29 protein-coding genes are annotated in these 26,331 nt (G+C 60.0%); 6 read left to right on the top strand and 23 right to left on the bottom strand.

The window, feature by feature from the left end; all coding sequences use genetic code 11:
- Positions 1-181 precede the first annotated feature (181 nt).
- Positions 182-808, bottom strand: a complete 627-nt coding sequence (locus tag Q1A91_RS22170; RefSeq protein WP_299882744.1) for a hypothetical protein — start codon at positions 806-808, stop codon at positions 182-184.
- Positions 808-1,542: a ParA family protein gene (locus Q1A91_RS22165; RefSeq protein WP_299882742.1), complete on the bottom strand. Its 735-nt coding sequence runs from the start codon at positions 1,540-1,542 to the stop codon at positions 808-810. The genes Q1A91_RS22170 and Q1A91_RS22165 overlap by 1 nt, the downstream gene beginning before the upstream one ends.
- Before the next feature lie 786 nt (positions 1,543-2,328).
- Between Q1A91_RS22165 and Q1A91_RS22160 the strand changes: the two genes are divergently transcribed.
- Genes Q1A91_RS22160 through Q1A91_RS22150 form a run of 3 tightly spaced genes read left to right on the top strand, consistent with a single transcriptional unit; the run spans position 2,329 to position 7,370 of the window.
- On the top strand, positions 2,329-2,886 hold the full coding sequence (locus tag Q1A91_RS22160; RefSeq protein WP_299882740.1) for a helix-turn-helix domain-containing protein: 558 nt from the start codon (positions 2,329-2,331) through the stop codon (positions 2,884-2,886).
- Complete coding sequence (locus tag Q1A91_RS22155; protein ID WP_299882738.1) at positions 2,873-5,137, top strand: relaxase/mobilization nuclease domain-containing protein; 2,265 nt, start codon at positions 2,873-2,875, stop codon at positions 5,135-5,137. The genes Q1A91_RS22160 and Q1A91_RS22155 overlap by 14 nt, the downstream gene beginning before the upstream one ends.
- The gene (locus Q1A91_RS22150) at positions 5,130-7,370 is read left to right on the top strand and encodes a type IV secretory system conjugative DNA transfer family protein (RefSeq protein WP_299882736.1); all 2,241 of its coding nucleotides are present in this window, start codon (positions 5,130-5,132) and stop codon (positions 7,368-7,370) included. Before Q1A91_RS22155 ends, Q1A91_RS22150 begins: the two co-directional genes overlap by 8 nt.
- 148 nt (positions 7,371-7,518) lie before the next feature.
- On the opposite strand, the gene Q1A91_RS22145 is transcribed toward Q1A91_RS22150, so the two are convergent.
- Positions 7,519-7,974 (bottom strand): helix-turn-helix domain-containing protein, encoded by a 456-nt coding sequence (locus tag Q1A91_RS22145; RefSeq protein WP_299882734.1) that lies wholly within the window; start codon positions 7,972-7,974, stop codon positions 7,519-7,521.
- Between the two features lie 75 nt (positions 7,975-8,049).
- Here Q1A91_RS22145 and Q1A91_RS22140 point away from each other — a divergent pair, with 75 nt between their 5' ends.
- Positions 8,050-8,985, top strand: a complete 936-nt coding sequence (locus tag Q1A91_RS22140; RefSeq protein WP_299882732.1) for a cation diffusion facilitator family transporter — start codon at positions 8,050-8,052, stop codon at positions 8,983-8,985.
- 4 nt (positions 8,986-8,989) lie between these two features.
- Here Q1A91_RS22140 and Q1A91_RS22135 read toward each other — a convergent pair whose 3' ends face one another.
- On the bottom strand, positions 8,990-9,340 hold the full coding sequence (locus Q1A91_RS22135) for a helix-turn-helix transcriptional regulator (RefSeq protein WP_299882730.1): 351 nt from the start codon (positions 9,338-9,340) through the stop codon (positions 8,990-8,992).
- Between the two features lie 63 nt (positions 9,341-9,403).
- Here Q1A91_RS22135 and Q1A91_RS22130 point away from each other — a divergent pair, with 63 nt between their 5' ends.
- Positions 9,404-10,267: a cation diffusion facilitator family transporter gene (locus Q1A91_RS22130; protein ID WP_299882727.1), complete on the top strand. Its 864-nt coding sequence runs from the start codon at positions 9,404-9,406 to the stop codon at positions 10,265-10,267.
- On the opposite strand, the gene Q1A91_RS22125 is transcribed toward Q1A91_RS22130, so the two are convergent.
- The 6 genes from Q1A91_RS22125 to Q1A91_RS22100 all read right to left on the bottom strand — a co-directional run bounded on the left by Q1A91_RS22125 (position 10,264) and on the right by Q1A91_RS22100 (position 14,575).
- Positions 10,264-11,616, bottom strand: coding sequence for an NAD(P)/FAD-dependent oxidoreductase (locus Q1A91_RS22125; protein WP_299882725.1), 1,353 nt, complete (start codon positions 11,614-11,616; stop codon positions 10,264-10,266). The two genes, Q1A91_RS22130 and Q1A91_RS22125, sit on opposite strands and share 4 nt — an antisense overlap.
- A gap of 22 nt (positions 11,617-11,638) precedes the next feature.
- Positions 11,639-13,069 carry a mercury(II) reductase gene (merA, locus tag Q1A91_RS22120; RefSeq protein WP_299882723.1) on the bottom strand — a complete coding sequence of 477 codons (1,431 nt, stop codon included), beginning with the start codon at positions 13,067-13,069 and terminating at the stop codon, positions 11,639-11,641.
- Positions 13,070-13,204: 135 nt separating this feature from the next.
- Complete coding sequence (gene merF, locus Q1A91_RS22115; RefSeq protein ID WP_299882722.1) at positions 13,205-13,591, bottom strand: mercury resistance system transport protein MerF; 387 nt, start codon at positions 13,589-13,591, stop codon at positions 13,205-13,207.
- Positions 13,588-13,839, bottom strand: coding sequence for a hypothetical protein (locus tag Q1A91_RS22110; RefSeq protein WP_133840880.1), 252 nt, complete (start codon positions 13,837-13,839; stop codon positions 13,588-13,590). The genes merF and Q1A91_RS22110 overlap by 4 nt, the downstream gene beginning before the upstream one ends.
- 10 nt (positions 13,840-13,849) lie before the next feature.
- Entirely contained in the window at positions 13,850-14,152 is a 303-nt protein-coding gene (locus Q1A91_RS22105; protein WP_055688104.1) for a hypothetical protein, read from the bottom strand.
- A gap of 15 nt (positions 14,153-14,167) precedes the next feature.
- Positions 14,168-14,575 carry a mercuric transporter MerT family protein gene (locus tag Q1A91_RS22100; RefSeq protein WP_235872022.1) on the bottom strand — a complete coding sequence of 136 codons (408 nt, stop codon included), beginning with the start codon at positions 14,573-14,575 and terminating at the stop codon, positions 14,168-14,170.
- A 76-nt stretch (positions 14,576-14,651) separates the two neighbouring features.
- Between Q1A91_RS22100 and Q1A91_RS22095 the strand changes: the two genes are divergently transcribed.
- On the top strand, positions 14,652-15,065 hold the full coding sequence (locus Q1A91_RS22095; protein WP_299882716.1) for a helix-turn-helix domain-containing protein: 414 nt from the start codon (positions 14,652-14,654) through the stop codon (positions 15,063-15,065).
- 145 nt (positions 15,066-15,210) lie between these two features.
- Here Q1A91_RS22095 and Q1A91_RS22090 read toward each other — a convergent pair whose 3' ends face one another.
- The 13 genes from Q1A91_RS22090 to Q1A91_RS22030 all read right to left on the bottom strand — a co-directional run bounded on the left by Q1A91_RS22090 (position 15,211) and on the right by Q1A91_RS22030 (position 26,326).
- On the bottom strand, positions 15,211-16,311 hold the full coding sequence (locus tag Q1A91_RS22090) for a type IV secretion system protein (RefSeq protein WP_299882714.1): 1,101 nt from the start codon (positions 16,309-16,311) through the stop codon (positions 15,211-15,213).
- 3 nt (positions 16,312-16,314) lie between these two features.
- Positions 16,315-16,719 (bottom strand): hypothetical protein, encoded by a 405-nt coding sequence (locus tag Q1A91_RS22085; protein ID WP_299882711.1) that lies wholly within the window; start codon positions 16,717-16,719, stop codon positions 16,315-16,317.
- Positions 16,716-16,925, bottom strand: a complete 210-nt coding sequence (locus Q1A91_RS22080) for a hypothetical protein (RefSeq protein WP_299882709.1) — start codon at positions 16,923-16,925, stop codon at positions 16,716-16,718. The genes Q1A91_RS22085 and Q1A91_RS22080 overlap by 4 nt, the downstream gene beginning before the upstream one ends.
- Positions 16,922-17,905 carry an ATPase, T2SS/T4P/T4SS family gene (locus Q1A91_RS22075; protein ID WP_299882707.1) on the bottom strand — a complete coding sequence of 328 codons (984 nt, stop codon included), beginning with the start codon at positions 17,903-17,905 and terminating at the stop codon, positions 16,922-16,924. The genes Q1A91_RS22080 and Q1A91_RS22075 overlap by 4 nt, the downstream gene beginning before the upstream one ends.
- Positions 17,905-19,266 (bottom strand): TrbI/VirB10 family protein, encoded by a 1,362-nt coding sequence (locus Q1A91_RS22070; protein WP_299882706.1) that lies wholly within the window; start codon positions 19,264-19,266, stop codon positions 17,905-17,907. Before Q1A91_RS22070 ends, Q1A91_RS22075 begins: the two co-directional genes overlap by 1 nt.
- On the bottom strand, positions 19,263-19,961 hold the full coding sequence (locus Q1A91_RS22065) for a TrbG/VirB9 family P-type conjugative transfer protein (RefSeq protein WP_299882704.1): 699 nt from the start codon (positions 19,959-19,961) through the stop codon (positions 19,263-19,265). The genes Q1A91_RS22070 and Q1A91_RS22065 overlap by 4 nt, the downstream gene beginning before the upstream one ends.
- 2 nt (positions 19,962-19,963) lie before the next feature.
- Positions 19,964-20,620 carry a virB8 family protein gene (locus Q1A91_RS22060; RefSeq protein WP_299882702.1) on the bottom strand — a complete coding sequence of 219 codons (657 nt, stop codon included), beginning with the start codon at positions 20,618-20,620 and terminating at the stop codon, positions 19,964-19,966.
- Positions 20,621-20,633: 13 nt separating this feature from the next.
- Entirely contained in the window at positions 20,634-21,404 is a 771-nt protein-coding gene (locus Q1A91_RS22055) for a type IV secretion system protein (RefSeq protein WP_299882700.1), read from the bottom strand.
- A 59-nt stretch (positions 21,405-21,463) separates the two neighbouring features.
- A complete protein-coding gene (locus tag Q1A91_RS22050; RefSeq protein ID WP_299882698.1) occupies positions 21,464-22,543 on the bottom strand; it encodes a lytic transglycosylase domain-containing protein in 1,080 nt (359 codons plus the stop codon).
- Positions 22,544-22,775: 232 nt separating this feature from the next.
- The gene (locus Q1A91_RS22045) at positions 22,776-25,139 is read right to left on the bottom strand and encodes a type IV secretion system protein B4 (protein WP_299882696.1); all 2,364 of its coding nucleotides are present in this window, start codon (positions 25,137-25,139) and stop codon (positions 22,776-22,778) included.
- Positions 25,129-25,410 carry a VirB3 family type IV secretion system protein gene (locus Q1A91_RS22040; protein ID WP_299882694.1) on the bottom strand — a complete coding sequence of 94 codons (282 nt, stop codon included), beginning with the start codon at positions 25,408-25,410 and terminating at the stop codon, positions 25,129-25,131. Before Q1A91_RS22040 ends, Q1A91_RS22045 begins: the two co-directional genes overlap by 11 nt.
- Before the next feature lie 11 nt (positions 25,411-25,421).
- Positions 25,422-25,712 (bottom strand): TrbC/VirB2 family protein, encoded by a 291-nt coding sequence (locus Q1A91_RS22035; RefSeq protein ID WP_299882692.1) that lies wholly within the window; start codon positions 25,710-25,712, stop codon positions 25,422-25,424.
- Positions 25,709-26,326 carry a lytic transglycosylase domain-containing protein gene (locus Q1A91_RS22030; RefSeq protein ID WP_299882690.1) on the bottom strand — a complete coding sequence of 206 codons (618 nt, stop codon included), beginning with the start codon at positions 26,324-26,326 and terminating at the stop codon, positions 25,709-25,711. Before Q1A91_RS22030 ends, Q1A91_RS22035 begins: the two co-directional genes overlap by 4 nt.
- Positions 26,327-26,331: the final 5 nt, after the last annotated feature.

The raw sequence follows: 26,331 nt of genomic DNA, 5'->3' as shown, positions 1-26,331 counted from the left end.
CTGCTGCTTACCCGCGAGTATGCGCGGAGCTTGAGAGGATGGGGGTGAAACCAAATCGACAAGAGTGGTGCGGGCGGAGGCGCAGCCGACAACACGGTCTTGTCTATTTTGTTTCAGGGGGAAGGAAGCCGAAACTCCTTCCCCCTCGAGACAAAAATCGCGGCGCGGCGATGCCGCGCCTTCAGGAATACTGCTTGCGCAGTTCCTTGATGAGGCTTGTGAGTTCAGACCAGAACACAGGCTCCAACTGGCCCTGAATGACAGCGGCGTCCGAGCGCAGGCGGAGCGGGTCGGCCTGATCCCGCAACTTGTCGAGGACCTGGGCGTCGAGGGTCTTCATGGTCCGGAAGCTCATATTGCTCGGGAGGCGCTCTGCTTCGTCGGGGGCCACGTATTTCGGTCTGAGCTCGAACTTGTCGATGGCGCGCTTGCCAGCAAGGCGGACGACATCGGAGGCCGGTAGACCCGCCGCTTCCAGCGCGTCCAGTCCGGGACCATGGTCTTTCTTTGGGGCGGCGCGCACGTGTACGGCGCGTGTTGCGGGTTTCTTTGGTGCCTTTGGCTTTGGTGCAGGCTTCGATTCGGGAGCTTTTTGGCTTGAGGTTGCTTTCGGTGTGGACGCGGGTTTGGTGGCGGGCGGTTTTGTCTCTGTCTCGCGCTTTAGCGCCGGGGATGGCGTGGCCGCAGGTTTCTCCGCATTAACCGGCTCAGGTTTGGGGGCGGGATCGGCCTGTTTCGGTGTGTCACCGAACTGCTTGCTGTAGACCGGATCGTCGCCGAGGAGTGAGGTGATTTTCTTGCGCGCCATTATTCAGCCTCCAAGACCAATGAGAGGATTTCGCGCGCCTCATCAAGCGCCTCATCGTAAAGACGGGCATGGGTACGCATCAGCGGGTTCGGGTCCTCGGTTCGCCATTTCGAGATTTGATGGAAGAGACCCTCGCGGTCGACATCGGCATGCTGCTTGCGATCCATGAAAAGCTCCTCGATGACCGGGAACTTCGCATTGGCCTCACGCGCCATGGCGCGCATCGCATTCGAGGGGTTCTTGTCGACACGCGACAGAACGACGGTGAGCTTCGGCAAGGCCGAGGGGTCTTCGGCGCGCTCGTAGAGGCCCTGGTACCAATTGTAGGTGTCGGTGGCGATCCGCATGTCGGTGTCCGACAGCATCATCGGCAGGACAATGTGGTCGCTGTGGACGGCCAGTTCGTCGGCCCATTGGCCCCCTGCCCCCATCGTGTCGACGATCACGAAGTCTGCTGTGTCGTTCTCGTAGGCTTCGTCGATGATGGTTTCCAGCTCGGAGGGGCTTTCGATCCCCAAAACCCGGAGGTCCGGAGCTGTCGATGCGACCTCCGGATTTTCGGTGGTGACACTCTCCCACCAGCGGAAGAGCGCTTGCTGCGGGTCGGCATCGATGGCGATGCATCGTTTTCCGTCAGCGATGATGGCGCTCATCAAGGCGCGTGCCAGCGCTGTCTTCCCCGCACCGCCTTTTCGCGTCATGATCGCGATGACCTTCAACTGCTCGTTGGGCATGTTCCTGCATCCTCAAGGGTCTTCTTTATGATTTTGAATACGGTATATGCCAGAGCAGATGTTGCATCAAGGATAACTGATGCCGCATGTGCCATATGCCATAAATGATAGCTGATGTGGCATGGCGGATATCTGAGAGAGGATGCGTGATACGGGATTTATGATTTTGAATGGCCGTTTTGGTGTTTCTGAGCGTGCATATGCGATGTTGCAGCCCTGATATTGCATGTGCCATTTGCCATGAACCGGAAAAGGCCGACCTTTGGTGCCGCCTGGGGCATCGCACATGTCCCGGCAGCCGGTCATGAGTTCTCTTCACGCTTCTTGGCGAAAGATCGCCGCCGAAACTCGCGATATATGATTTGCCATAAATGATAATGCATATCCGATATCACAGATCACATGTGCCATTATATTTGCCTGAATCTTGGCACAAACAGGGCAGCCAATCTGGTCATTACAGTTCAAGCGGCGCGTAGCGCGCGCCAGAGAGGGGCTACAGGCCCATGAGAGCGCTATGATAGGGTAGGGGTGCCAAAACGCATTAAAGGCGCTTAGCGCGCAATTTCTCAAAACTCGTAATCCGGGCGAGCGAGTCCATTGTGACGAAAAGAAGGAGCCTTCACGCTGACGCGTTCGGCTTGAAACGGAATACAGGCCATCTTGTCATTGCTCGATGCGAGGCGAGTATTGACTGCAAAACTATAATAACAGAGACTCCAGATGGCCTGTATGAGACTGGCAGGAAATAGGGAGTGTATTTGCAGTATGGCGTCACGGCGCAGATTGACCCCCGAAGAGCGTCAGGAGATCGTTCGAGAACGCCTGAAGGGTATGACGCACGTGGCTCTGGCAGCGCAGTTCGGGGTCAGCGAGCGGACCGTCTACTACACGCTCCGTACTGAAAAAGACCGGCAACGGGACACGCGCGTTCGCACCAAACAGGTCAGCGTCACGCTCACGCCGGAGGAGCTTCAGGGCTTCGATCAGGTGCTCGCGCGGCATGGGATTGAGAGCAGATCGGCGGGTGTCCGCTCCCTCATCCAATCGGCCAACGGTATCTTTCAGCCGGACCAACACCTCGCCGAGGAGCTCAGATCATTCCGCGCGGCGCTCAATCGTGTCGGCAACAACGTCACCCAGATTGCCAAGCGGCTGAACGAGGCACGTGCCAAAGGGATTGCACCGGTCTTCGGTGACCGTAGTCTCGCGCAGCTACGGCTCCTGTCCGGGTTCGTTCTCGACTTCGCGGACCAGGTCGACGCGCTTTCCCGGCGGCGGGTGAGCCGTATGACGCTTGAAGCCAACAACGCGCTGAAGGAGTTCTCAGATGCCCCGGAGTGATGCCGTCACGCTTGTCACCGGCGAAATCTTCCGCGAGGGCTGGAGCCGCATCAGAGGCTCGATGCAAGGTTTGGGGTCGCGGCGGGCCCAGATGGTGCGCGCGGCTTACGGGCACCGCGCGGCCGTCTTCAAACCGATCCGGACGGGCGGGACGCATACCAAGGCCCAGCTCCAGAACCAACTGGCCTACCTGACAACGAAGTCTTCACACATCGTTGACAGTCGCGGCGTCCACGATGGCAAGGCGCGGCTCACGGGTGACGAGATCACATCGGTGGTCGAGCGGTTCACCTCCCGATGGGATGAGGGCTTCAATCCCAAGCTCGGGCATACCAGTCATCTCCTGATGTCTTTCCCGCGCGGGACCAAGGGTGCCCATGTGCGCGACATTGCCAGCGATGTCTGCGAGCGCTTCTTTCAGAACGCGGACCGCAATTTCGACTACCTGATCGCCGTCCATAAGGACCGTGACCATCCGCACGCCCATGTGATTCTCAATCGCCGGTCGCAGGAAGGCGAGTTCTTCTATCTAGGGCGGGATCACCACTTCAACTACGACGCCTTCCGCCTGGCCATGGTCGAAGAGGCTGAGAAATACGGGGTTCGCCTTGAGGCAACGCGGCGCGTCGATCGCGGTGAGGCGCATTATCCGCCTCGCACGCGCGAGGTCTATGCCGCGAAGGACGAGGGGCGCGCGGTCCGCCAGCGAGAGCGGATCGGCGAGGATCTTGACCGCGCACTCCGCGAAATCGCTGGAAACGCCCAGGTGTATCGATCGCTCGCGGCCGAGGCGTCGCCTGAAAACCGCGATGACATCGAGGACGCCTTGCTGAAGGCCAGCGCGCTTTTAGCGCGGCAGGGCACACTCCCGCAAACCGGAGACATCTATATGAGCCAGGACCAGAGTTTCGACGATCTGAACAGTCGCTTCGCCGATGAGATGAACCGCGTTGCGCTCCTGATCCGGGAGGCGCCTGAGGCCGACCGTCCGGCGCTGCAAAAACAGATGGTGGCCGCGCTCAGACCCGTGGCGCATATGCAGCCGCTTGGCTTGCGCTCGAGGACACTATCTGAACAGCCGACCGAGACCGGCATCTATTCTGAGGCCAACATCAACGCGGGGCTGGTGGAGAAACTGCGGGAAGGCCGGACGCGGGGGCAGATTGAGACAGCCTTGCGCGGGACCGGCATTTCATCGGAAGCGGTGGTGGCGCGCATCGAACAGGGAGCCAACACCGCGGCCCTGGAACGGCAATGGTATGCAGACGATCTTCAGAAGATCGCGGAGGCACAGGACCTCAATCTGGAGCGCCGCGAGGACCTGCGGGTTGCCGTCGACACGCTCGACAAAGTCCATGTGGCTCTCGGCACGGCCCTGGAGCGCGCGGAAGTGCTGCGCCGTGATGGTGTCATTGAAGACGATCGTGTTCCAGACATGCATTACGATGCCGAAAGCGTGGATGAGGCGGCGCGCGCACTCCGGCAAGACATGCGCAGGCAGGGGCTTTCGGAGACGGATATTGCCGAGCGCGCCGATGAAGTCACGATCCGGGCCGAAGCCCGCCTCGAGCAGGAGCAACGGGCCTATCTGCGGCGGCATCCTGAGTTGCCGGCGCGGCCAAGCGATGTGATCGATGCACGTGATCCGTTCAACATCCGCATCATTGATGAGGCGCAAGCAGACCGGATCGAAGCCGACATTGATCACATCCTGTCGCGCTCCGATGGGCCCTTGCAGATCGACGAGGCTGTCGCGGGCGAGATGCGTAGACGTTATCCCGACATGCCGGAGCATCTGGCACGCGGTCTCGGGGCGACCTATGCGGCCACATTTGCCGTAAGGCCTAGTGAGGTCGTGAGCGATGATCGGGACGCGATCGTGGACGCCACCCACAGATTGCCGGACAACTCTGTCCTTGCGGGCGTCGTTGCACATGAACGCGCAGACAAGATCAATCCCCCCTTTGCCGATGAAGAGGGCAGGGCGGCCTATCGCGCGGAAGTGGACCGTCTTCTTGACGATGACAGGATCGCCGCATTGCGCGATGGCGATGCCGATGCGTTCGACGCGGTGATCGACAAGCGGTTGGACCGGCTCTATGCCGCGAAGGCGTATCTGCAGTCGGACGAGGCGACCGCAAACAGCGATGCCGTGCGCGAGGTGGTCTCAGAGATAGCTGAAGAGGAATATGACGCGCAGCGCCTGAAGAGCCTGCAAAGCCACACCGAGAAAGGCCAAACCCATGGATAGGGGTCGGATCGCGCTCGGTATCGTCCTCCTGACCCTGCTCAGCGCGGGGTTCGGCTACGTCTTTGCCAGTGCGTTCCTGACGTTTCGCGACCTTGGCTTGCGCGCGGAGATTGATTTTCTCTGGCTTGCCAGGAATTACCTGAGCCTCCGTCAGGGGCGTCCCGACGATTTTCAGCTGGCCAATCTCATCATTGGCGGAACGGCCTTCGCGGGCATGCTTCTGAGTGCGGTTCTGTCCGGTACGGCACTCACGAAGTTCGGCAAGACCCATTGGCAACGGTCCGGGGAATTGAAGCGTAACGGCTTCTTCACAGCACCGGGCAGCGGGTTCATCCTCGGCAAGATGACTTCACCCAGGCGGCAGGGCCGGTATCTGTCCTCGCGCGTCTATCCGCATGTGCTTTGCGTGGCCCCGACGGGGCGTGGCAAGACCACCGGCTTCGTGATCCCGAACCTGCTGACCTTCCGCGGCAGCGCTGTGGTTCTCGACGTGAAGGGCGAGAATTTCGAGGCGACGGCCCGGCACCGGGCGGCGGAAGGGGATGATGTCTATCGGTTTGCTCCCACCGACTGGAATGATCGCCGGTCGCATCGCTACAACCCGCTCTTGCGGATCGCCGGCCTCCGCGACCCCAACCAGCAGCAGATGGAGCTACAACTCCTCGCAACACTTTTTCTGCAAACGGACAATGACCGCACCTCAGGCCTCCTCAAGGGCGGGATCGATCTCTTTGTTGCGTCGGGTCTGCTCGCGTTCGAGCGCAAGCGCCCCACGCTTGGCGAGATCTACCGCATCACGGCCTCCGGAGGGGACAAGCGCAAGGAGTTCATGAAGCGTCGCGACGAGGTGCAGAACAAGGCGGCCAAGCTGATCTTCGAGCGGATGGCCTCAACGAACAACGACACGCTGACCTCATATATCTCGCTCCTGATGACCTCCGGGCTTGATCAGTGGAGCAACCCCGCCATCGATGCCGCGACCGCCACGTCGGATTTCGATTTCCGGACGATCCGCAAGAAGCCGTTTTCGGTCTACCTGGTTGTGGCCCCGAATATGGTGCGCCCGATGGCGGCTCTGATCCGGCTGTTTTTCTCCGACCTGATTGCGTCCTTGCAGGATCGGGAACCCGGCCCGGACGAGCCCTGGCCGGTGATGATCATGCTCGATGAGTTCAACCGGCTTGGAAAGATGCCTATTGTTGTCGAAAGCATCGAGACCTTGCGCTCGTATCGCGGTCACCTCGCAATCGTGACACAGACCATCCCGGCGCTCGATGAAATCTACGGCGAAAACACCCGCCGCGCGCTGCAGGGGAATGCCGGGATCAAGCTCTATCTCACACCGTCCGATGAAAAGACCGTCGAGGAGCTGAGTGGCGCGGTCGGTATGACCACAAAACGCGTGGTCACCCGCTCACGCACCATTGGTCGCAATCCGTTCGAGGGGCGCAGCATGTCCGAACGCACGGAAGAGACTTCGCTTTTGCCCAAGGATGAAGCCCGGCGGATGTCGCTTGATGACATCGTGATGGTCGTGGACGCCCAGATGCCGGTGCGGGCGAAGCGCATTCGGTATTTCGACGACCCGTTCTTCAAGCGCATTCATAAGGCGCAGTCGGGCGAGTTGCCGTTCCCGGAAGAGGCTCCTGCAGAAGAACCGCGAGACCAGGCGACCAAGGTTGGACAAAGGGAACAGGTGGCGACCCCAGGTAAAGAAGATCCGAGCACAGCCGAGGGTGTTAATGCGCGGTCTTCCCGCAAATCTCCGTCAAAGAGGGTTGAGAGAAGCATCGCCGCCGCACAAACCACCGCGTCCAAAGGGACGACACTTGCCACCAGTCGGCGCAAGAAGAGTGTGAAGGCGCTTCGCGAGGTTGATTTGACCACTGATCAGGCTGAGCTGGACCTTACCGTACAGCAGAGTTTCAAGCTGACGGACATGATCGCCGTTGACGAAGCAGAGGCCAAAGCTGCCGTCCAATCGACGATCTCTGCGCTGGCGGAAATTGGTGCTGAAGACCCGGAAGGGCAGGGCGGGTGTCCCGCGGCGGGCAAAGCAATTGCCAATAAATCCGACGTCGAGGCCGATTCAGACGGTGATGGAGACACTTCTCATTTGAGCGAGGGCATCGAGGATGGCGTCGACCTCGGCAAGATTGCGAAACATCGTCTGCGGGACGGTGAGGAGATCGAGGCCGAGTTCAGGGAACAGGTGCTCACTCACAAGGTCTAGTGCTCTTGGAGACAACAGCGGACATTCAAAGTTCTTTGCCGGAAGGTCAGGTGTGCGGACAAAGCACCATTTCGCTGCGGCTGCGCCGACGGCGGCTTTCAGTCCTTCGACGAAACCGTCGATTTTGTCACATGCAACTGAACTTTGCCTAGCTGCCAGATAAATCTGCGCTACGGTCCGGCCGACCATGCGCACCGATACAGAGCCGGTGATCCCCCAGAACCTCGATGACGCGACACTTTCCGGCATGGCCCGGATCATCCGCGTCGGCCATCCGCACCAGCTCTTCCCGAAGCTGCGCGAGAATGGTCATGCGCCGGTCCACGGCCGCGAGCTGCTTCCGCGCAATCTCGTGGGCAGGTGCGCAGTCCTTTGACGGGGCTTCGGCCAAGGCTATCAGGTCGGCGATGTCACCCAGACTGAAGCCCAATTCCCTTGCGTGGCGCAGGAAAGCGAGCCGTTCGAGCGCCGCTTCATCGTAGCGCCTCTGCCCGCCTGTCGTACGCGCCGGTGCCGGGATCAGACCCCGGCTTTCGTAGTAGCGGATTGTCGTGACCTTCACGCCCGTCCGGCGCGACATCTGCCCGATCGAGTATTCTTTCATTATTGCCTCTTGAACCTACAGTCGCTGTAGATCGTATCTATCCTGAAACGATACGAATCAAAAGGAGCCGCCGCTATGGGGCACGGCCACCATCATCACGTTGATCCCGAGGCAGGCGACCGCCGCGTCTTCGCCGCCATCGCGGTCAATATGGGCCTGACGGTCGCGCAGATCGTGGGCGGCATCATTTCCGGTTCGCTGGCGCTTATTGCCGATGCGCTGCACAACTTTTCCGACGCGATTTCACTCATCATCGCGTTCGGCGCGCGCAAGATCGCGCGGAGACCCCGGGATGCCGAAATGACCTTCGGCTATGGTCGGGTCGAGGTGGTGGCCGCCCTCATCAATTATACCACGCTGATCGTGATCGGCCTCTACTTGCTCTACGAAGCCGCGATGCGCTTTGCCGATCCGCAGCCGGTCGAGGGCTGGCTGATCGTCGTCATCGCCGGGATCGCGCTGATCGTGGACGCGGTGACGGCTGCGCTGACCTACGCCATGTCGAAATCCAGCGTGAACATCCGCGCCGCGTTTCTGCACAACGTGGCCGACGCGCTCGGCTCCGTCGCAGTCATTGTCGCTGGCACGCTGATCCTGCTTTACGATTGGCGTCTCATCGACCCGCTCGTGACGGTGCTGATTGCGGGTTACATCCTTTGGCAGTCGTTCCGCGAGATCGGCCCCGTAATCCGTATCCTGATGCTCGGCTCGCCGCCCGAGATCGAGACAGACGCGGTTCTTGATACCGTGCGGGAGATCGACGGCGTGACGGGCATCCACCACGCGCATTTCTGGCAGATGGACGAACACCGTGCAGCCTTGGACGCGCATGTCGTCATTGCCGAGGGCCGCTGGAACGACGCCGACGCAGTGAAAGATAGGATCAAAGCGGCGCTCTCCGACCGCTTCGACATCGAGCACACGACGCTGGAGCTGGAATGCGCGCGCCACGCCTGCTACGACCCGTCCGAGTTCGGCGGACGCGGGCATGGCGAGGAGCGGCACGGATGAGCAACTACTCTGTGTAGCGCTTGCAGTTGTCGAGTCCGGTGGCTGTCGCGGCAAGGAGCCGATCCGCATCTTTGATGAGACCGGCAATCCGTCCGTCAGCAAGCCGATATCGAACGAACCTGCCCTCGCTGCGGCGGCTAACCAGCCCGCAGTCGAGAAGGCAGCGCAGATGGTTCGAGACGTTCGGCTGACCCAACCCAGTATGTCCGACAATTTCCTGCACGTTGCGTTCGCCTGATACCAGCGCATCAAGGATCGCCAGACGGCTGGGATCGCCGAGACCCCGGAAGAGCTTTGCCCGCAGTTCCAAAGCGTCGGCTGCCAAAAGATCGCCTTGCGCGTCGTTCGTCATCATATCATTATCCACTGATACGTCAGCGGCGAACCCTTTCGCTTACCACCTCGAAGAGGATCGCACATGAGCCAGGCCGAGAACAGCACGTTGCCTACGGCATCCTCACCGATCCGGATGCGGGTGCAGGGCATGGACTGCGCCAAGGACGCCGCCGAGATCGAGCGCGCGGCCCGGTCTGCGGGCGTGGCGACCGGCGATGTGAAGGTGTCTGCCGCAACCCACGTCATGACATTGCGGATCGCGGAGGGTGACTTGTCGAAGGTGCGGCCCGCGCTCGATGCGACCGGCTACGGCTTTGAGAAGATCGAAGACGGCGATACATCCTCCGATCCGGCCTACAAGGACCCGAGTTATCGCCGCGCCCTCTGGATCGTGGTCCTGCTCAATCTCGGCTACGGCGTGGTCGAGATGTTCGGCGGGTTCCTGTCCGGGTCGCAGGCTTTGAAGGCGGACGCGCTCGATTTTCTCGGCGACGGGGCGATCACGTTTCTGGGCCTGCTCGCCATCGGCTGGAGGCTGACATGGCGAGCGCGGTCGGCGATGATCCAGGGTGTGTTTCTTGGACTTCTGGGTCTGGGCGTCGTCGGCAGCACGATCTGGCGCGTCTTGAACCAGACGACGCCCGAAGCCGGGTTGATGGGAGCGTTCGCCGTGGGCGCGCTGATCGTGAACATTCTCGCCGTCCTGCCGCTGCTGAAGCACCGAAAGGGTGACGCCAATATGCGCGCGGTTTGGCTGTTCTCCCGCAACGATGCTATCGGCAACGTCGCCGTAGTCATTGCGGCAGGGCTTGTCGCATGGCTCGGTAGCGCCTGGCCCGACCTCATCGTTGCCTTCGCCATTGCAGGGCTGTTCCTGCATTCGTCGTGGGTGATCATCCGGGATGCGAGGAACGACCTGAAGGAGGATCAGAGGGGCTTGCGTTAAAGCAACGACCCTAAATCCGATCCAACACTCGGATAGGCCGCCGTCATTGACTGAAGCTGCTTCGCGGTCAGACCCAGCTTGATCGCCAAGCCGAAGAAGTTGATCAGCTCGCCGTATCCCGGGCCGAACAGATGCGCGCCGAGGATCTTGCCGTTCGACCTGTCCACGAGGATCTTCGCAGCGGCAGAGGTCTCGCCGATCCGATAGTTTGAATACCAACCGCACGTATCGGTGAACCGGACATCTACGTCATGCCCGGCGTCTCTTGCCTCACTTTCCAACATGCCAACACGCGCCACTTCCGGGACGGTGAAGACAGCTGTAGGAATACCGGCATAATCCGGTGCGGTCTGAGTGCCCTTGAGCATGTTTGAGGCCGCGACCTTCCCTTCGATCACGGCGACCGGCGTCAGCGGCATGCCATCGGTGTCCGCGGAATCTCCGGCGGCATAGACCGCGCTGTTTGTCGTGCTTTGCAGATGGGGGGCTACAACGATGCCCGAGTCACTGTAGTCAACACCAGCCGCCTCAAGATTCAGGTCGGCCAGGGCTGCAACCCGGCCCGCGCCATGCACGACCAGATCGGTTTCGATTGTTCGGGTTTCATCGCCTGACTTCACTTCAACACTGAATGCTTCACTGGCTTCCGAGACCGACACGATTTCGGTTTCGCGCATCAGGTCCACGCCGATCCCGCCGCTGCGGTCGATCAGCATTTCGACCAGATCGGGGTCGAAGCCGCGTAAGGGCCGGGCGCCACGATCCACGATGATCGGGTTGGCTCCGGCCCGTGCGGCGATATGCGCAAACTCGAAGGACACGAAGCCGCCACCGATTAAAAGAACCCGTTCGGGAAGGGCCTCAAGGTCGAGGAAATCCGTGCTGTCGATCACGAGATTGGCTCCGGTGAAGCCGAGCGGCCTGGGCATGGCCCCGGCGGCCACGAGGAACCGTTCCGACTGATATGTCGTCCCATCAACCTCCAGCGTGTTGTCTCCCGTGAAGCGGGCGGCTCCATGCAGGGTTTCGACGCCGTTGCCCGATAGGCCTTTTTCCATCTTGTCCGGCACCGGGTCGGTGAAGCCACGCTTGTGTGCCATCAGATCGGCCCAGTTGATCGACAGATCACCGGGATCGATCCCCTTGCCCTGCATGAGTCGTACAGCGTCGATGATTTCCGCACCGCGCCGCAGGATTTTCTTCGGATCGCAGCCGCGCAATGCGCAGGTGCCGCCGTAGGGCAGCGCATCGACAATGGCGACACGCCATCCCGCTGCGCCACATTTGTTGGCTGCTGCAACTCCGGCCATACCTGCCCCGATGACGATCAGGTCGTAGTCTTCATTCATTTGCTGGTCCTTGTCCTGATCTTCATCCGGCGCAACAGCTCAGCTTCGCCACGTCCATGTCGAAGGTTTGCGCCGCCAGCTTCAGTCCTTCCACCGTTGTCAGATACGGGAAGATCGTCTCCCCGAGGGCCTTTGTGGTCATGCCGAACTTCAGCGCCATGACGAGGGTCTGGATCGTATCGGACCCCTCCGGTGCGATGATCTGGCCACCAAGTAAACGGTCGGACTTTCTGTCCGCCACCAGCTTGATCAATCCGCGCGTGTCACGTGCGGCCAGCGCACGAGGCACCTGATCAACCGGCACGATAGACGTCTTGACGTCGAAGCCCGCGTCCCGCGCTTGGGCTTCACTGAGACCAGCACCCGCGACTTGAGGGTCGGAAAACACCACCCATGGCATCGCAGCGTTGTCGTAGCGATGATCCTCGCCGAGAACCGCGTTTTTGGCCGCGAGCTTTGCACCATAGGCCGCCATATAGACGAACTGGTCAAGGTTGGTCACATCGCCCGCAGCATAGATGCCGGGCACCGATGTCTGCATGTCGTCGCCGACGACGATGGACCCGCGTGCATCGGTTTCCAAGCCGATTGCGTCCAGGCCCATATCTTCGGTATTTGCCCGCCTGCCAGCGGTTGATACGAGGTGATCCGCCGTCACTTCGACCGGCTTTCCGTCCTGGATCACGCGCAGTGTCACGCCCGCGCCGTCGCGGCGCACATTGTCGTAGCTCAATTCGGTCAGAAGGGTGATCCCTTCGGCCTCGAACGCCTCCGCCAGCGCCTCAGAGACTTCCGGCTCCGCGCCGGGCAGCACATGCGACCGGGCGACGAGCGTGACCTTCACGCCCATGCGGCTCATCATCTGGGCCAGCTCCGCGCCGATGTAGCCCGCGCCGATGAAGATCAGGCTTTTCGGCAGCACTTCGAGTTCCAGAAGGCTGGTGCTGTCGAGCGCGCCGATTTTCTCGATCCCGTCGATGGTCGGCAGGACGGGACGCCCGCCCGTGGCGATAATGATCTTCGGCGCTTTCAGGGTTCGCTCACCAACTGTCACGCCACCTTCGATCAGTCGCGCTGCACCGGCATCGATGTAATCGACACCCTCATATTCCGGCAGAAGGTCGGCGTATTTCTTCTGACGCAGGGTCGCGACCAGATCGTCTTTGGATTGAACGAGCGTCTGCCAGTCATCCACTTGTGCCTGTCCCGACAGGCCGGGGAACCTCTTGGCAGCCCGCGCACCGTGCACAGCCTCTGCCGCGCGGATCATCGCCTTGGAGGGCACGCATCCCACGTTGACGCATGTTCCGCCGATGGTGCCATATCCCACGAGGGCGACACGCTTTCCGGCATCCGCGCCTGTAATTGCGGCGGAGAACCCCGCCGACCCCGCCCCGAGGACGATCAGGTCATAGCCGCCTTGGCCGTCGCCGCCTTTGATTAAGTCTTTCATCTCAGCGTACCTCACCTGGTTCGTGATTTCTCGATTTAGCCGCGAGCAGATAGATGACCGCACCGAGGGCGAGCAGCGGTGTCAACATGCCTAGAAGGCCGAAGAACATACCAGTGGCGGTGCAACATCCCATCATCATGAGGGTGATCCTTTCCTTTGCGCGCGGTTCAGGAGAACCGCGTAGAGTGCTGTGGCAGCGAAAACGCCGATTGTGATCCGTATCGCGAACCTGAACTCAAAGAGAATGATCAGGATCGACAGGGCTGCCGCGAGGCCGGTGGCCCAGAGTTTCGGGGCAGGACCCGGTTTGCCAGCGCGAAGCCAAAGGGCCTGTGCCACCACGGCGAGGCTTAAAAAAAGCAGCGGGAACAGCGCGTAATCGAGCCAACCCGTGAGGGCCGACAATCCGACGCCAGCGACGATGACGACCAAAAGCGGCGTAAAGCAGCAGAGCGCGGCGAAGATCGCACCGCCAAGCCCCCATTTCAGCAGGCGGTCGGGATTTCCAGGTGTGTCAGTCAAGGGGCCATCTTTCTTTGTGATGGGTCGGGGCCGGAGGACCGTTTCATGTGTGAACAACGCAGTGCGCGGACGATCAGGTAGGTCAGACCCGCCAAAACCAGCACGGCAATGCCGTTTACCCCGGAAAGCCACGCACCAACCCCGCCGAACAAGGCCGCAAGCACGGCAGTTCCGCCGCCGCAGCAGACGACCGCGACCGGAGCTGATATTCCGAAGGCCAACAGCCCACCCATCAGATTGTCACGCATTGCAGGCGGCTCAGGAGGCTGTGTCGGGCAGCACCTGCGCCGGATAGCCATTGGCTGTCACCGCGCCGATGATGCTTTCGATGGAAGTTTCGGCGTCATCGTAGGTCACGCTGTAAACCCCCTGCCCGTATTCGGGGCCGTCCTCGAATGCGGCGATCTCGACCGACGGAACACCACGCATCGAGCTGGCGACGATGAATGAACAGGACGGGCATGTCAGTTCGCTGACGGCGATCTCGACCTGGCGCTCTTCAGCGAGGGCCGGAGTCGAGAGGGCGGCGATGGTCAGGGCGGATAGTAGAAGATGCTTCATGGTCTTGGTCCTCGTTCAGAATTTCAGGATGAAGGGGGTGATGTAGGGAAAGATCATGGCGACAGCGACAATCGCGGAAGCGGCCCAGAGGGTTGCGCGCATGATGCGGCGGTCGATGGGGCGGGCGCAGGTGCCATCGGCACAGGCCTCGGCATCTACAGGCTTGTAAGCCTTGTAGAAGCCGTATCCCAAAAACGCGGCGCTCAGCGCGAAGGTGTACCATTTGTAGGCATAGAGCGCCCCGAGCTGCGCGATGAACACGCCTGTCACGCCAAAGCTGACCAGCACCAATGGAAGGATGCAGCAAGAAGTCATCGCCAGCGCACCGAGGACGCCGAGGCCGGTCACGCCCCATCCCTTGGTGGTTTCGTCGCCAGTTTTCTGCGACTGAGATTGCGGCAGTTCTGCCAAATGTTGTTCCATCGAATCTTCCTTGAACAGATGTTTCCACCGTTCTAGGGTCTGTAGTTGATACAGGCTCAAGGGGTTTTTCGGCACAATGAGTAACAGAAGCGTGAGATCAATTCGGCGGGGCGATTTGGCCCGCGCAACGGGCTGCAACCTCGAAACCATTCGCTATTACGAAAAGATCGGGATTATGCCGGACCCGCCGCGCAATACGAAGGGCTACCGAAGCTACGATGATGCCCATGTTAGAAGGCTGAAATTCGTCATGCGGTCTCGTGATCTCGGCTTCACGCTCGAAGAGGTTCGCGGACTGCTTGGGCTGGTCGATGAACAGTCCCGGACCTGTGCCGAGGTTCAGGTCATCGCGGAAGATCATCTGACAGACGTTCGAGCCAAGATCGCGGACCTTAAGCGCATTGAGCGTGTCCTGTCGGACACCGTTGCACGATGCACCGGCGACGCTGCCCCGGAATGTGCCGTGATCGACGCGTTACTCGAGGCGTAAATGGGAGCGCCTTTAATCCGTGGCCACTGTGGTTCTAGGAAAGAGCTGCCGTTCGTCATCGCTGCAGCATGAGTTAGAATTGGGCTCTCTACCGCCATTCGCAGCGAGTTGGTTGAAGGTCCGCTCTCTCGTAGGAAGCCCAGCTCTAGCTTTTCTTTGCATCCGCCAGCCGCTGTGCGCGGGCTTTCTGAGCTTCCATACGAGCCGCTGTTCCCGTTGACTCGGGGACCGAACTGCTTGGAATGGAATTGTTTGCGGGCTGTGGAAAGCCAGTTCTGCCGGATAGGTTTTGAATGCCCAAAACTTGCCGCCCCCTTAGCGCCGCGTATTCGCTGGCAGATGCAGTTCCGACTTGATAGCGATTGTAGGCTTGTTGACTACCGGCGGCGGCTCTGCCGAAGGCATAGGCCCCTCCAAGGCCAACTGAAAGCGCTGGCATCACTATGTTTCCTGAGATCGCACGTACTAGGAACGGTGTCGCAACAACAAATCCCTTTGCCATAAAAATCATCATGAAGAAGGGTACAACCGCCCCAATTGTCGATGCTCCTTCCGGGTCTCCCAGTTCTCGGATCAAAGAGTCGGAAACGCCGATTATCGTCGCAAAGACCCCGGCGATCACGATCGGGTAGATGGAAAACGAGATCAGCGCAGACAACCATCGTGCAAAGTAGTCTTTTGTTACGTCAAACAATGTAAGGAAGATCATGATCGGCGCGAGACCGACCAGCAACGCAATCATTAAACGAGATGCAACCAGAAAGAATGCTGCTAGCCCACCAAGCAGCGAGAGCAAAACCGTGCCGACGACACCCATTACGGCGCCTGCCATCCAATGCATGCCGTCGCCAATCGTGTTTAGATACGCCGCAAACTCGGCAATGATGGCATCGAACTCTTCAGCGAAGGTGCCGGAGGGTCCTGGAACTCCACCGCCAACTGCAGCAACCAATGAGCCAGCGATACTGTCGAGGCCATTCAGAATGGCAGTTGCGAAGGCATTGAACTGGACCCAGTTTGTAGCGAACACGCCGACTAGGACCAGTTTCACTCCCAACCAGAAGGCTGTTCGGCCATCCATTGAACGGACCTGAAATGCCATGTTTACAATCACTAGGATGACCAGGAGTGTGATCGAGACCAGAAGGATGCTGCCCACCGTTGACGCCACAGCGCCAAATTGTGTCTCTGCTGCATCTTCGAGATAACCATCCGCCGTTTCGACAAAGAAGGTGACAATACTCATAGATCAGTCCCAATTGTCTTGTGCAATGCACAGATCACGAACAGCAGGCCGGTTCTGATCAATTGAGTTCCGGTAGTATTTGGTACGTTCCTGTACTTCGAAACGGGCTTCGAGGCGTGCGTAGTTTGCCAGATAGTACTCGACCACGGTGTCCCAGGCAGGAAAACGGTTCGCGCAGGAGCACTCTCCAGTTTCCAGTATCGCGGCATACGAGGTTGCACGATACATCCGCTGAATGAGAATGGCCTTGTGCGACTCTTTCAAACCCATATTGGATACCAATTCGGGTTCAGGTGGACGGTCCGGACAAACCAAGAGTTCGTCTCCGGATTCTGAAACAAGTTGCGCTTTTGCCGGGCCGCCGGAGAGGACAATCGCAAGTGCCAAGGCAAACCTGTTGAACATCATGTTCCCGTCTCCTCAGTGAATGGTTCGTCTGCTGACCGTGGGCGTTTCAGGAATACTGTGAAGTATGAAGCGTTGACCGAAGATCCGACGACAGACACGATCTCAAATCCCGCGTCACCCCAGGTCGACAAGGTACTCTTCATCGTCTCGAAACCCTTCTTGTCGCTGGCATCAAACGTCAGGACTTCGTGTTCAAAGGTCTTCATGTTGCGTTTCCTCCCGTCTGTCCGGGCAAATAGAATTCCGTGATCCCGCGGTCGCCAGCATGGCGCGCGGCATGGATGATCACGTCAATTGAGCTTTCGATGTATTGTACCATGTCGGTGTGGGTCATCGGCACTTCAGTCTTGAGAGCGGCGATCGCTAGGCGTTGAATTGCCAACTGGGGCGTTTCGGCGTGCAGAGTGGTCATGGACCCGCCGTGGCCGGTATTGATCGCCTCCAGGAAGGTCATTGCTTCAGATCCTCTGACCTCGCCCAGGACGATGCGATCCGGGCGCATGCGCAACGTCGATGTCAGCAACGTGTCAGCGGTGCGTGTTCGCCCCTCCCTGCTGGCAAGAAGGGTCACGACATTTGGTTGGGCGGGGATCAGCTCAGCCGCTTCCTCAATGGTGATGATGCGTTCTTCCGGCGGGACGAAAGACAGGACCTTACGCGCTGCGACCGTCTTTCCTGTCGATGTGCCGCCCGAGACGATCATGTTCAGCTTGTGTGCGACGCAGAAGCGGATTGCCGCGTAGATATCGCCGCCTCTAACAACATCTCGAAGTTCCTGGTTCCTGTTCAGCCTGTCTGTTTCGAGGCTGCGCTCGGCCCCGAAGAGAAACTTCAGTTCCACGTCTTCGAGGGGGAGGGACGTGAAAAACCGCAGCGAGATGGACATGCCTTCGGTGACTGCCGGCGGCATGATGACTTGCGCGCGGACCGGGCGGTCACGGTACTTGATGCTCACGGATACGATCGGCTTGTCTTTGCTGATCGTCGAGTTTGAAGCCGATGCGATCTGGGTTCCGATGTCCTTGATCTCGGTCGGCGTCAGGCTGCTTTCCAATGGCGACATGAACCTGTCGCCCTGGAATTCGCCCCAGACAGAGCCATCGGGGTTAATGCAAATCTCGATGACGTCGTCGCGGGAAGCATCGGTGAGCTTGTCGAGCGAGGCCTCAAGGTAAGCGCCCGACATCAGAAGATCTCCAGATCACGGTCCACCATCACGGTGATCCGCGCGCCCTGTTCGACGTAGATCACAGGACCGATGGAGAGGTAGTCGTCGATGACACTGTCGGCGCTCTCCGCAAAGTCGTCGCCAACATCTTCGAGGATTTCGGCAGAGGTTTCGTCCTCGACCTGTGCCGCAGCGGCACCTGGCAGGGCTGTAATCAGCGAAATGAGTGCCGCAGAGCCAAAACGCTCCCTGAATCGCGTATCGACATACCCTGTAGCACCGGCGCGCGCCAATTCATCGCCTCCAAACGAGCTGATGGTGACCGTTTGGTTGGTGGGCAGGATGATCCGGTCCCAGGCGATTGTGATGCGGCTTTGGGCGATGTCCGCACCTGAACGGTATCGGCCGATAAGCTTCGATCCTCTCGCAATCAAAATGCGGGACCCGTCGTAGGAGTGCACGTCTTCGGTGATGACCGCGCGGACTTGCCCGGGGAGTTCGCTCGAGATTGCCGTCTCCATCGCGGCCTGGATCATCGTGCCTTGCACAATCGTATTGCCAGGATTTGCGATGACCTCGGCTTGCGTCACGGTTGAGGGTAGGGCGCCGTTCAGGACGAAGTCGGTCACGTCTTCGAAGGTCCGTTCTGCCAGTTCGCCTTCACCCGTGCTGTTGCCGCCAAATGCGATGGTCGGTGACTTGATCCGCGCTTCCTGAAACGCCGCTTCCTCGTCCCGTCGACGCTGCAACTCAGCCAGGCGTCGCGCTTCTTCTTCGCGTTGTAACCGCAGGCGTTCGGCTTCCAAGAGGTCGGCTTCTGACGGTCCAGGCGCAGGGGCGGGGGTCTGCAGTTTTGCGAGGTCGAGGTCCATGCGCAGTTGTTGAAGCTCCCGATCTCGTGCGGCCAGTTCTTCAGAAAATTGGTCCTGCGCGCGTTGTGAGGCTTCCTCCAGCGCGGCAATCTGTGCTGTCAGTGCGTTGATGGCATCCGCGGCTGCGGTGTCTTCTTCAACAACCGGTTCCGGCGCGTTCTGCAGCGCTTCGATCTCGGCACGCAGAGCTGCAAGTTGCTCGAGCAATTCCACATTCGGCTCCGGGTCAGGTTCAGCGACCACAACCTCGGGCTCCGGCGGGGCAGGGGGCACGAAGGGCTCGATTTCCCCGAACCCGTCCCCAGTCATCTGAAACTCTTCTGGTTGCGCGGTCGGGAGCGGGTTTTCTGGTGTTTCTTGCAGAGCTGAGTAAACAAGAAGACCCAGAACCGCGATTGCGCTCGTCCCAAGAAGCGCCACCAGAAGAGAGGGCCTCGATCTCAGTTTGGACGGTTGCGCGCCTTCGAGCGCCGCGAGGCGTTTGCTGAGATCGTCGATATCACTCATGACGTTCCCCCCGCATTCGTTGATTGAATGCAGACGATTTCGTCCCCAAGCCTCAGGACCCATTCGCGCCCGACGCCAGAAACCCGAAGGACGCCGTCCTCGACTTGCGTGCTGTTGACCGTTCGCTCTCGGCCATTGTTGTGCTGGAAGATCGCGGGAACGGGCGCGTTGCGGGGAAATCGGAAAAAGGTGAATGTGCCGTCATCCCACACCGAAGACGGTGTGAAACTCGTTCGATCGCTGGCAGCGTAGTTGTAGTTCGGAGCGCGCTGCGCAACCGCGTTTGTGGGTCGCCGATTGTCGTCGGGATACCGAAACTGGACCACGTAGAATGTGGGCGACGAACTTTCCGTCACGTTGAAGTAGTAGCTGCGGCGGTTGGTATAGACGGTGATGTTGGTGTGAACCCCTCGGGCATTGGGTTTCACCGCAAAGGCCCGTCCGCCTGGCACGCCATCCAGCTGAAACCCTTCGGTGTCGCCAGCGATAATTGAGCGGATGGTCTCGCCTTGTCCAAACTCGACCGTCGTCACATGGGTCAGGCTGACTTTGAGGCGGTAGACCTGCCCGTCCTGGTATGTGGCCACACGGACGCGGTTGTCATTTGGTCCTGACCTTGGAATGGCCTCGGCAAAGGCGATGTTGGCGGCAACTGGCACCATGACAGACAGAAGAGCCGGGAGGATCAAGCGCATGGTCAATTCTCCAGCCTGTCGGAGCGTATGGCGTATTCCGTAACGGTGAAGCCGAAAGGGTTGGTCCAGACATCATCGATGGACCGGCGTTCCTCGGGACGGAACTCGAAGAGCAAGGTGGCCGTGAAGAGACCGGCCTGGATACCCTGAGGCGAGGTCAAACGCTTGCGCAGGCGGACCGTCGCACGATTGCTTCCGATCCGGTTGATGCTGAGAATTTCGACATCGAGGCGGGCATTGGCTCCGTAAACCTGGGGTGGATAAGCATCGGTGTTTGCGCTGTTCCAGATGTTGCGCATGGACACTTCTGCCGCCCCGTCGGAGCGCTCGAGAATGCTGCGGACGCGCACATCATTGTCGAGTTGATTGTAGGTTTCGCGGTCGGTCACGTAGCGAAACACGGCACTTTCGATGATGGCCTGGTTTTCAGTGACGGAGACCGCGCCCACCGAGGCATTGGGAAGCGCCAGACCGGTCTCGGGGTCATAGGGTACGACAACAGGAGCCGGATCGACGTCGAGGATTGAGACGAGCGCGGCCGAAAGACAGCCCAAAACACCGAAGATCAGCCCGGCGAAAGCCAGTCGCTGCCACAACTGCTCCCGGCGGCGCGCCCCGTAGATCAGTTCTTCTTCAACAATTTCGGCTTCGCGCGTCACTGGCCAGCCTTTCCTATCTGGCTTCAAGCTCGGGCAGAGTGAAATCCATGTACCGCTGTTCTTCGGCGATGGTGGCCGCGTCGATGACGCCGGTTTGTCCGGTCCCGACCGTTTGCACGGCTTCGAGTTGCCACATCGCGACCAGCGCGATGGCCAGTTCCGCCGTGACACGCGTGTTGAGATCAACACTGTCCTTCAGCTCTTCCATGTCGCCGATCATGCCAACAAGGCGGTCCACTCGCTGCAGAGACTGGCCCGCCTCTTCGTAAGAGGTCTGGGCTGCGGCAGACATAGCGGCTCCGGTGGTGGCCCGCGTCGCAGTGCGACTCGCCCCTTCACTGCCGCCCGTCGCCATCTCGCGCAGCGTGTCTTCGTCGAACCCGGCTTCGGCCAGGACGCGTGTCATCTGGGTTTCAATCCGGCCTGCGCTGTTGCCGGCGAGCCGGGAAAAGTCGCCTTCGCGGATGGCATCGATGGTTGCCAGGATGTCGCCAAACTCCTGATCAAGAAGCCCGTTCAGCTCGTCCTCCATTTCGGTGCGGATGACAGTGGGAAGCTCCATCAGCCCAGTGAGCGCGGCATAGGTGTCTTGAAGCTGGGCGAGTTGCTCTTGAAGCGTGGCGAATTGCTCGCGCAGCTGGACAAGCTGTTCGTTCTGCAGGACCTCGTCCTCGATCATCTGCCGGAGTTGCTGGATCTCTTGCGCGATGTTTTGAGTGTCGACCGTCGGCACGCCCTGGGCGACCGCCGGAACAGCGAGGAAAGGGGCAGGGGCCGTGGCCATCAAGAGACCCCATGCGGCCAGGCAAAGACTGCGCCGCGCCCAACTGAAACTGCGATGTGTCATTCCAAGTCCTCCAATGTGAAATCCATGAACTGCTGTTCCTCAAGCTGCGCAGAGGCCATGGCGATCTCTGCGGCGCTCAAGGGTCGTGTTCGGGTTGCTTGCAGGCGTGTGCGTGCGGCGATGAGCCGAACAAGTTCAGCGCGCGCGTAGGCGTTCAACGCCATCGACTCCTGCAGGTCCGATGTTGCGCCGATCCGCTCGACGATACCGGCAATCCGCATGGCGGCGGCCTGAATGGAGGCCATCGAATGATTGCCGTAGTTCGCCGCACCCGCGCTCGTCAGAGACAGGTTCGAGTTGGCGAGCAAGGCCGGATCGATGGTGCCAAGCACTTCAGCGCCACCCATGCGGGCGAGATAGGCGTTGTATTTTTGCGGGATGACCGTGACGTAGTGCTGGGTTTCAGTGAACGGCGGCACGCCGCTGTATTCGATGACGCGCCCGGGACCTGCATTGTAGGCGGCAAGCGCATAGATGATGTTGCCGTCAAAGCGCGCCAGTTGTGCCGCAAGATACCGCGCGCCGCCATGCACCTGCAGGTAAGGGTTGTCATAGAATTCCGGATAGATGCCAAGATCGCCGGCCGTGCCCGGCATAATCTGTGTCAGACCGAATGCGCCGACCGGTGAACGTGCGCCGATGGTGAACCGGCTTTCCTGCCAGATCAGTGCCTGCAGCAGGGCACGCCATTGGCGGACGCTCAGTCCCGCGCGGTCAACGCCCCCAAGACCGTGGGTTTCTTGTGCAACGCGAATGATGAGCTGCTCGATATTGAGCGCGGCATCGCCAAACATCTGATCCGCGCCTGGATTGGGATCATCTGCGCCGTAGAGAAAATCCGCAGATTGCTCCGGCGACGTGCCGGCTTCGAGCGCCTCAATGGTGCCCGGAATGCCCTGACCGCCAAAGCTCGTTTGCGCGTCGAGGATCTGTTGCAGCACTCTTAGTTGCTCGCGTTCGATCTCGGCGATCTGCTCCTTGACGGTGAGCTTTTCACGTTGAGCAGCCAAATCACGTTCGCGATGTGCATTTGCCGCCTGGTTGCGCATCGCCAAGCCTGCATCCACGGTTGGCACACCTTGCGCTTGCGCCGTTCCTACGCTGACGCAGACACAGCAGAGATATGTCGCGCATTTGGAGATCACTCGAGCCACCCCGAGCTGAGATTGGCGCCGTCCAACGGCTCAAAGTCGCAGTTCTGTTCAGCAGGTCCTCTTGCCACGAAACTGAAGCAGTTGGCCTCGGACGGTCGGTACTGCTCACAGCCGACGAGGATTGCGAACGGGATCAAGAAGAGAGCGAAAGCTCTCATGGCAGCCTCCAGAAATCGGGACGGGTTCGGTAGTCTTTGCCGACGAGCTGTTCGCCCTTTTCCATCCCGCCGAGGATGGTGAGCAGGGGGCCCAGGGCACTGAGGTCCGTGTCGACAACAACGGAGCCCTGATCATCCCGCACCAATCCAAGACGTGAGTTGCTTCCGGTGTTCAGCAGAACATCGAGTTCCTTGTCGTTGAGATTGAGCATTGCGTAGTCGGACGCATTGGCCCGAATGTTCGGCAGCAGGATTTGTGTCGGAACGGCTTCGATGATGGTTTTGCCGGTCCGTGTCTGTTCCAGCTGGCTGGCGTATTGGGTCATCATCACGACAACCGCGTTCTGCTTTCGCGTGGTGACCAGCCAATTGGACAACCGCTCGGCGAAATAGGGGTTGTCCAAGGCTTTCCAGGCTTCGTCGATGACGATGATTGTGGGTTTGCGATCTTCGATTTTCCGTTCAACCCGCCGAAAGAGGTAGGACAGAACGGCCATTCGCTCCTTCTCGCTTTCGCTGTCGAGGATGCCGGTGAGATCGAAACCGACGATTTCACCTTCGAGAGAGAACGTATCCTTCTGGGTCTGTCCGAAGATCCAGCCGTATCGCCCGGTCTCTGCCCATTCCAGGAACCGCTCGTGTAGGTCGCCGTTGTCATCCGTTGATCCGAAAAGCGATGCGAGATCAGACCAGTTTCGAAGCCCGTCATGGGCCGCGGTCGCGTTTTGACGGACCACTTCCTGAACACGATTGGTTTGGGCTGGTGACAGAGGCTTGTCGGCGCGATGGATCAAGGCCGCCAGCCAATCGGACAACCACGCCTGACCACGCTCATCGATCTCGGTGCGAAGGGGATTGAGCCCGGTCGGCTCGCCTGCCTTCACAGCCGAAAAGCGGCCACCGCTTGCCCGGACCGCCATCTCCATGCCCTGGCGATAATCAAAAACAAAGACACGCGCCCCGATGCGGCGCGCCTGCGTGAGCAGAAAGGCCGACAGAACGGATTTGCCTGATCCGGGACGACCGAGGATGAGAGTGTGCCCGCCGGTTGGCTCTGCGGTCGGTGCGCCCTGTTCATGATAGCTGAAGCGATAGGCGGATTGCTCCGGTGTCGGGAACATCGTGATCGCATGGCCCCAGGGGACCTGATCATTGGTCTTGCCGAGTTGGGTGCGATGAAAAGCAGCAAGGTCGGCAAAGTTCCGGTTCGTGATCGCCGCCTTGCGGCTCCGGGCGGCGGTGTTTCCGGGGTGTTGTGCGAAGAAATGGGTCTTTGCCGCGAAGGCTTCGGTGATCAGATTGACACCTTCGGAGGCCCCGATGTTGCGCACCTCCCCGGCAATGGCGTTGAGTTCTTCGAGCGTGTCACCGAAGACCGTCACGGTCATGTGGTGGTCGCCAAAGCTGAGACGTTTCGATTCCAGATCGTCGAGCGCATCAGCGAGTTGGGCTTCCAATGAGATTGCGCCGTCATCCGCGGCGCGCATCAAACGCCGTTGGCGCTTGATCCTTGAGGCCATAATGTTCGAGTTGATGGGTGTGAACGAATGGGTGACGACCATATCTACCGGCAGGTTCAGGTCATCGAACATCGTGCAGGCTGTCTTCGGAGGATAGGTCTTGATGGCGAATGTGGTCCCGTAGCGCGTCCCGACCGCGCCATCGGAGACCACAAAGGTTGATCCATTGAAGGTGACCCGGCAGTTGGCAACATCATGGGCCACGAAACCGTAATTGGAGGACAGATAGAGCGGCAGTTCCTGGCCGGTGTTCAGGCCGCCAAGGAAGCCCAGAAGTTCACCCGTGCTGGCCTCGAGAAGACGCGGGGACATGTCCGCGAAGGTCGATTTCAGGAAGCCGACAACCTCACTCAGGCGACGCAAGCGTTTCTGCGTCTGGGTCGCTAGAAGTGAGACGGATTTGCGTGTCGAGAATGGCAGACGTGACACGAGGGCAGGGCGGTGCACCACCGTCAACGTCAGCGTTTTGTCCCGAAGGCTTCGTTGCTCCAGTGATCTGCACCATGCAGCATCCACGGCCGCAGCAAAGTCATCGCCTTCGATGGGTCGCAGGTGGTGTTCAATCCCCTTGGAGACTTTGTGCACGTAGAATCCGAAATCCGGACCGACCTGGGCGATGATCTGAGCGAATAGCGCACGCGTTTTGTTGAGGTAGGCATCGTCGGTTGTGTTGCTGTTGACGCCTTTCAGTCGGAGGCACTGAAAGAGTTCATTGCCGCGCGTGCGAACGGTCTGGCCATCGACCAGACTCACATAGGGCAGCATATGGGCCAGTTGTCTTTCCCTGCTGGTCCATGTCGGAAGCAGCGTGTCCTGCACTTGGGCATCGTCACGGGGCATAGCTGTCGCCCCCATGTATTCGGCGGTTCGCGGTCGGTGGGGTTTCCTGCAGAGTGGTGGCCACCACGTCGAGAAAATTGGGGTCCCAATCCGCCGCCTTCCAGAGGGCCGGGTAGGCCGCCGCCGCGGCAATGGCGACGGCCCAATGCTGGATCCACAAGAACAGCAAAACAGACCCAAACAGCCAGACCATGGCGTACATAATCGGCAGGCCGATCAATTTGGGAGGACGCACAAGGCCGGTAAAGAGGGGAGACTGTTCCGCTGCCATCTCGGTGATCCTCAGGTGGTCCAGATTGCAGCGACGATGGTCGGCGCAGCGGCGATGCCCGCGATGGCAACAAGGACCCAAAGCGCCTGACGGAAGTCGAGGATGCCGAAGAGCCAGGAGAGAAAGACACCGATCAGGGCGAGGGTGCCAATTACGATGCCAAGTGGGCCGGTGATGGCGTCGACGATCCCCTGAAGGAGGGTCTGGATGGGGGACAGGTCGATACTCTGTGCCAGGGCAGGGGAGGCCATGGCCAACAGCAGCATGGTCAGAGCCAAGGTGGAGGTCAGGTTTGGTTTCACGAGGTCTCTCCTTCAAGCCGGTTGAACACGGCCAGCACGCGGCTGACGTGGTTTTGCGTTTCTCGGTAGGGTGGAATGCCCTCGTGGCGGGCCACGGCTTCGGGTCCGGCGTTGTAAGCGGCGAGGGCGAGGCGGACATCGCCGAAATCCGCCATCATCTGCGCCAGATACCGGGCAGAGCCATCAAGGTTCTCGCGCCAGTCATGGGGATCGACGCCAAGCGCGCGAGCCGTGTCCGGCATCAGTTGACCGAGACCAATGGCTCCGACCCGGCTGCGCGCGGCCGGGTTGTAGGCGCTTTCGATCTCGATATTGGACCGGAAGACCAGCCGCCACTCCGTGACGGTGATGCCTGCGCGCCTTAGGCCAGGGTGGGCGGCATAGCGGAGCGCCGTGTCATCGATCGCTGAGAGGATTTCCGGGGTCGGGGCAAGAGCGCTTCGTCTGACACCGCCGGTACTGAACCCATCGGAGGATGCAGTCTCTTCATCGCCAAGGATCGCCAGCTCCTGGCTTGCCGATCCTTGGCCGATCCCGTCGTTGTAGGTCCGCGCGAAGCTGCTTTGCGACGTGGAGGCCCGAAGCGAGCCGTCGCCCTGCATGACGAGAACCATCCCTT

The organism is uncultured Sulfitobacter sp., from assembly GCF_947500075.1.
Taxonomy (GTDB): Bacteria; Pseudomonadota; Alphaproteobacteria; order Rhodobacterales; family Rhodobacteraceae; genus Sulfitobacter.
Note: the sequence above shows the minus strand (reverse complement) of the source record. Positions and strands in the feature narration are given on the sequence as shown.

What these genes read in the sequence shown, in the direction of transcription:
- Q1A91_RS22105 (WP_055688104.1), bottom strand. Translation starts at nt 14,152, where the DNA reads ATGAAGCATCTTCTACTATCCGCCCTGACCATCGCCGCCCTCTCGACT.
- merA (WP_299882723.1), bottom strand. Translation starts at nt 13,069, where the DNA reads ATGAAAGACTTAATCAAAGGCGGCGACGGCCAAGGCGGCTATGACCTG.
- Q1A91_RS22130 (WP_299882727.1), top strand. Translation starts at nt 9,404, where the DNA reads ATGAGCCAGGCCGAGAACAGCACGTTGCCTACGGCATCCTCACCGATC.
- Q1A91_RS22070 (WP_299882706.1), bottom strand. Translation starts at nt 19,266, where the DNA reads ATGAGTGATATCGACGATCTCAGCAAACGCCTCGCGGCGCTCGAAGGC.
- Q1A91_RS22110 (WP_133840880.1), bottom strand. Translation starts at nt 13,839, where the DNA reads ATGCGTGACAATCTGATGGGTGGGCTGTTGGCCTTCGGAATATCAGCT.
- Q1A91_RS22140 (WP_299882732.1), top strand. Translation starts at nt 8,050, where the DNA reads ATGGGGCACGGCCACCATCATCACGTTGATCCCGAGGCAGGCGACCGC.
- Q1A91_RS22045 (WP_299882696.1), bottom strand. Translation starts at nt 25,139, where the DNA reads ATGCCCCGTGACGATGCCCAAGTGCAGGACACGCTGCTTCCGACATGG.
- Q1A91_RS22155 (WP_299882738.1), top strand. Translation starts at nt 2,873, where the DNA reads ATGCCCCGGAGTGATGCCGTCACGCTTGTCACCGGCGAAATCTTCCGC.
- Q1A91_RS22135 (WP_299882730.1), bottom strand. Translation starts at nt 9,340, where the DNA reads ATGATGACGAACGACGCGCAAGGCGATCTTTTGGCAGCCGACGCTTTG.
- Q1A91_RS22165 (WP_299882742.1), bottom strand. Translation starts at nt 1,542, where the DNA reads ATGCCCAACGAGCAGTTGAAGGTCATCGCGATCATGACGCGAAAAGGC.
- Q1A91_RS22145 (WP_299882734.1), bottom strand. Translation starts at nt 7,974, where the DNA reads ATGAAAGAATACTCGATCGGGCAGATGTCGCGCCGGACGGGCGTGAAG.
- Q1A91_RS22055 (WP_299882700.1), bottom strand. Translation starts at nt 21,404, where the DNA reads ATGGCCACGGCCCCTGCCCCTTTCCTCGCTGTTCCGGCGGTCGCCCAG.
- Q1A91_RS22080 (WP_299882709.1), bottom strand. Translation starts at nt 16,925, where the DNA reads ATGAAGACCTTTGAACACGAAGTCCTGACGTTTGATGCCAGCGACAAG.
- Q1A91_RS22065 (WP_299882704.1), bottom strand. Translation starts at nt 19,961, where the DNA reads ATGCGCTTGATCCTCCCGGCTCTTCTGTCTGTCATGGTGCCAGTTGCC.
- Q1A91_RS22170 (WP_299882744.1), bottom strand. Translation starts at nt 808, where the DNA reads ATGGCGCGCAAGAAAATCACCTCACTCCTCGGCGACGATCCGGTCTAC.
- Q1A91_RS22150 (WP_299882736.1), top strand. Translation starts at nt 5,130, where the DNA reads ATGGATAGGGGTCGGATCGCGCTCGGTATCGTCCTCCTGACCCTGCTC.
- Q1A91_RS22030 (WP_299882690.1), bottom strand. Translation starts at nt 26,326, where the DNA reads ATGGTTCTCGTCATGCAGGGCGACGGCTCGCTTCGGGCCTCCACGTCG.
- Q1A91_RS22100 (WP_235872022.1), bottom strand. Translation starts at nt 14,575, where the DNA reads ATGGAACAACATTTGGCAGAACTGCCGCAATCTCAGTCGCAGAAAACT.
- Q1A91_RS22125 (WP_299882725.1), bottom strand. Translation starts at nt 11,616, where the DNA reads ATGAATGAAGACTACGACCTGATCGTCATCGGGGCAGGTATGGCCGGA.
- Q1A91_RS22040 (WP_299882694.1), bottom strand. Translation starts at nt 25,410, where the DNA reads ATGGCAGCGGAACAGTCTCCCCTCTTTACCGGCCTTGTGCGTCCTCCC.
- Q1A91_RS22090 (WP_299882714.1), bottom strand. Translation starts at nt 16,311, where the DNA reads ATGAGTATTGTCACCTTCTTTGTCGAAACGGCGGATGGTTATCTCGAA.
- Q1A91_RS22085 (WP_299882711.1), bottom strand. Translation starts at nt 16,719, where the DNA reads ATGATGTTCAACAGGTTTGCCTTGGCACTTGCGATTGTCCTCTCCGGC.
- Q1A91_RS22075 (WP_299882707.1), bottom strand. Translation starts at nt 17,905, where the DNA reads ATGTCGGGCGCTTACCTTGAGGCCTCGCTCGACAAGCTCACCGATGCT.
- Q1A91_RS22095 (WP_299882716.1), top strand. Translation starts at nt 14,652, where the DNA reads ATGAGTAACAGAAGCGTGAGATCAATTCGGCGGGGCGATTTGGCCCGC.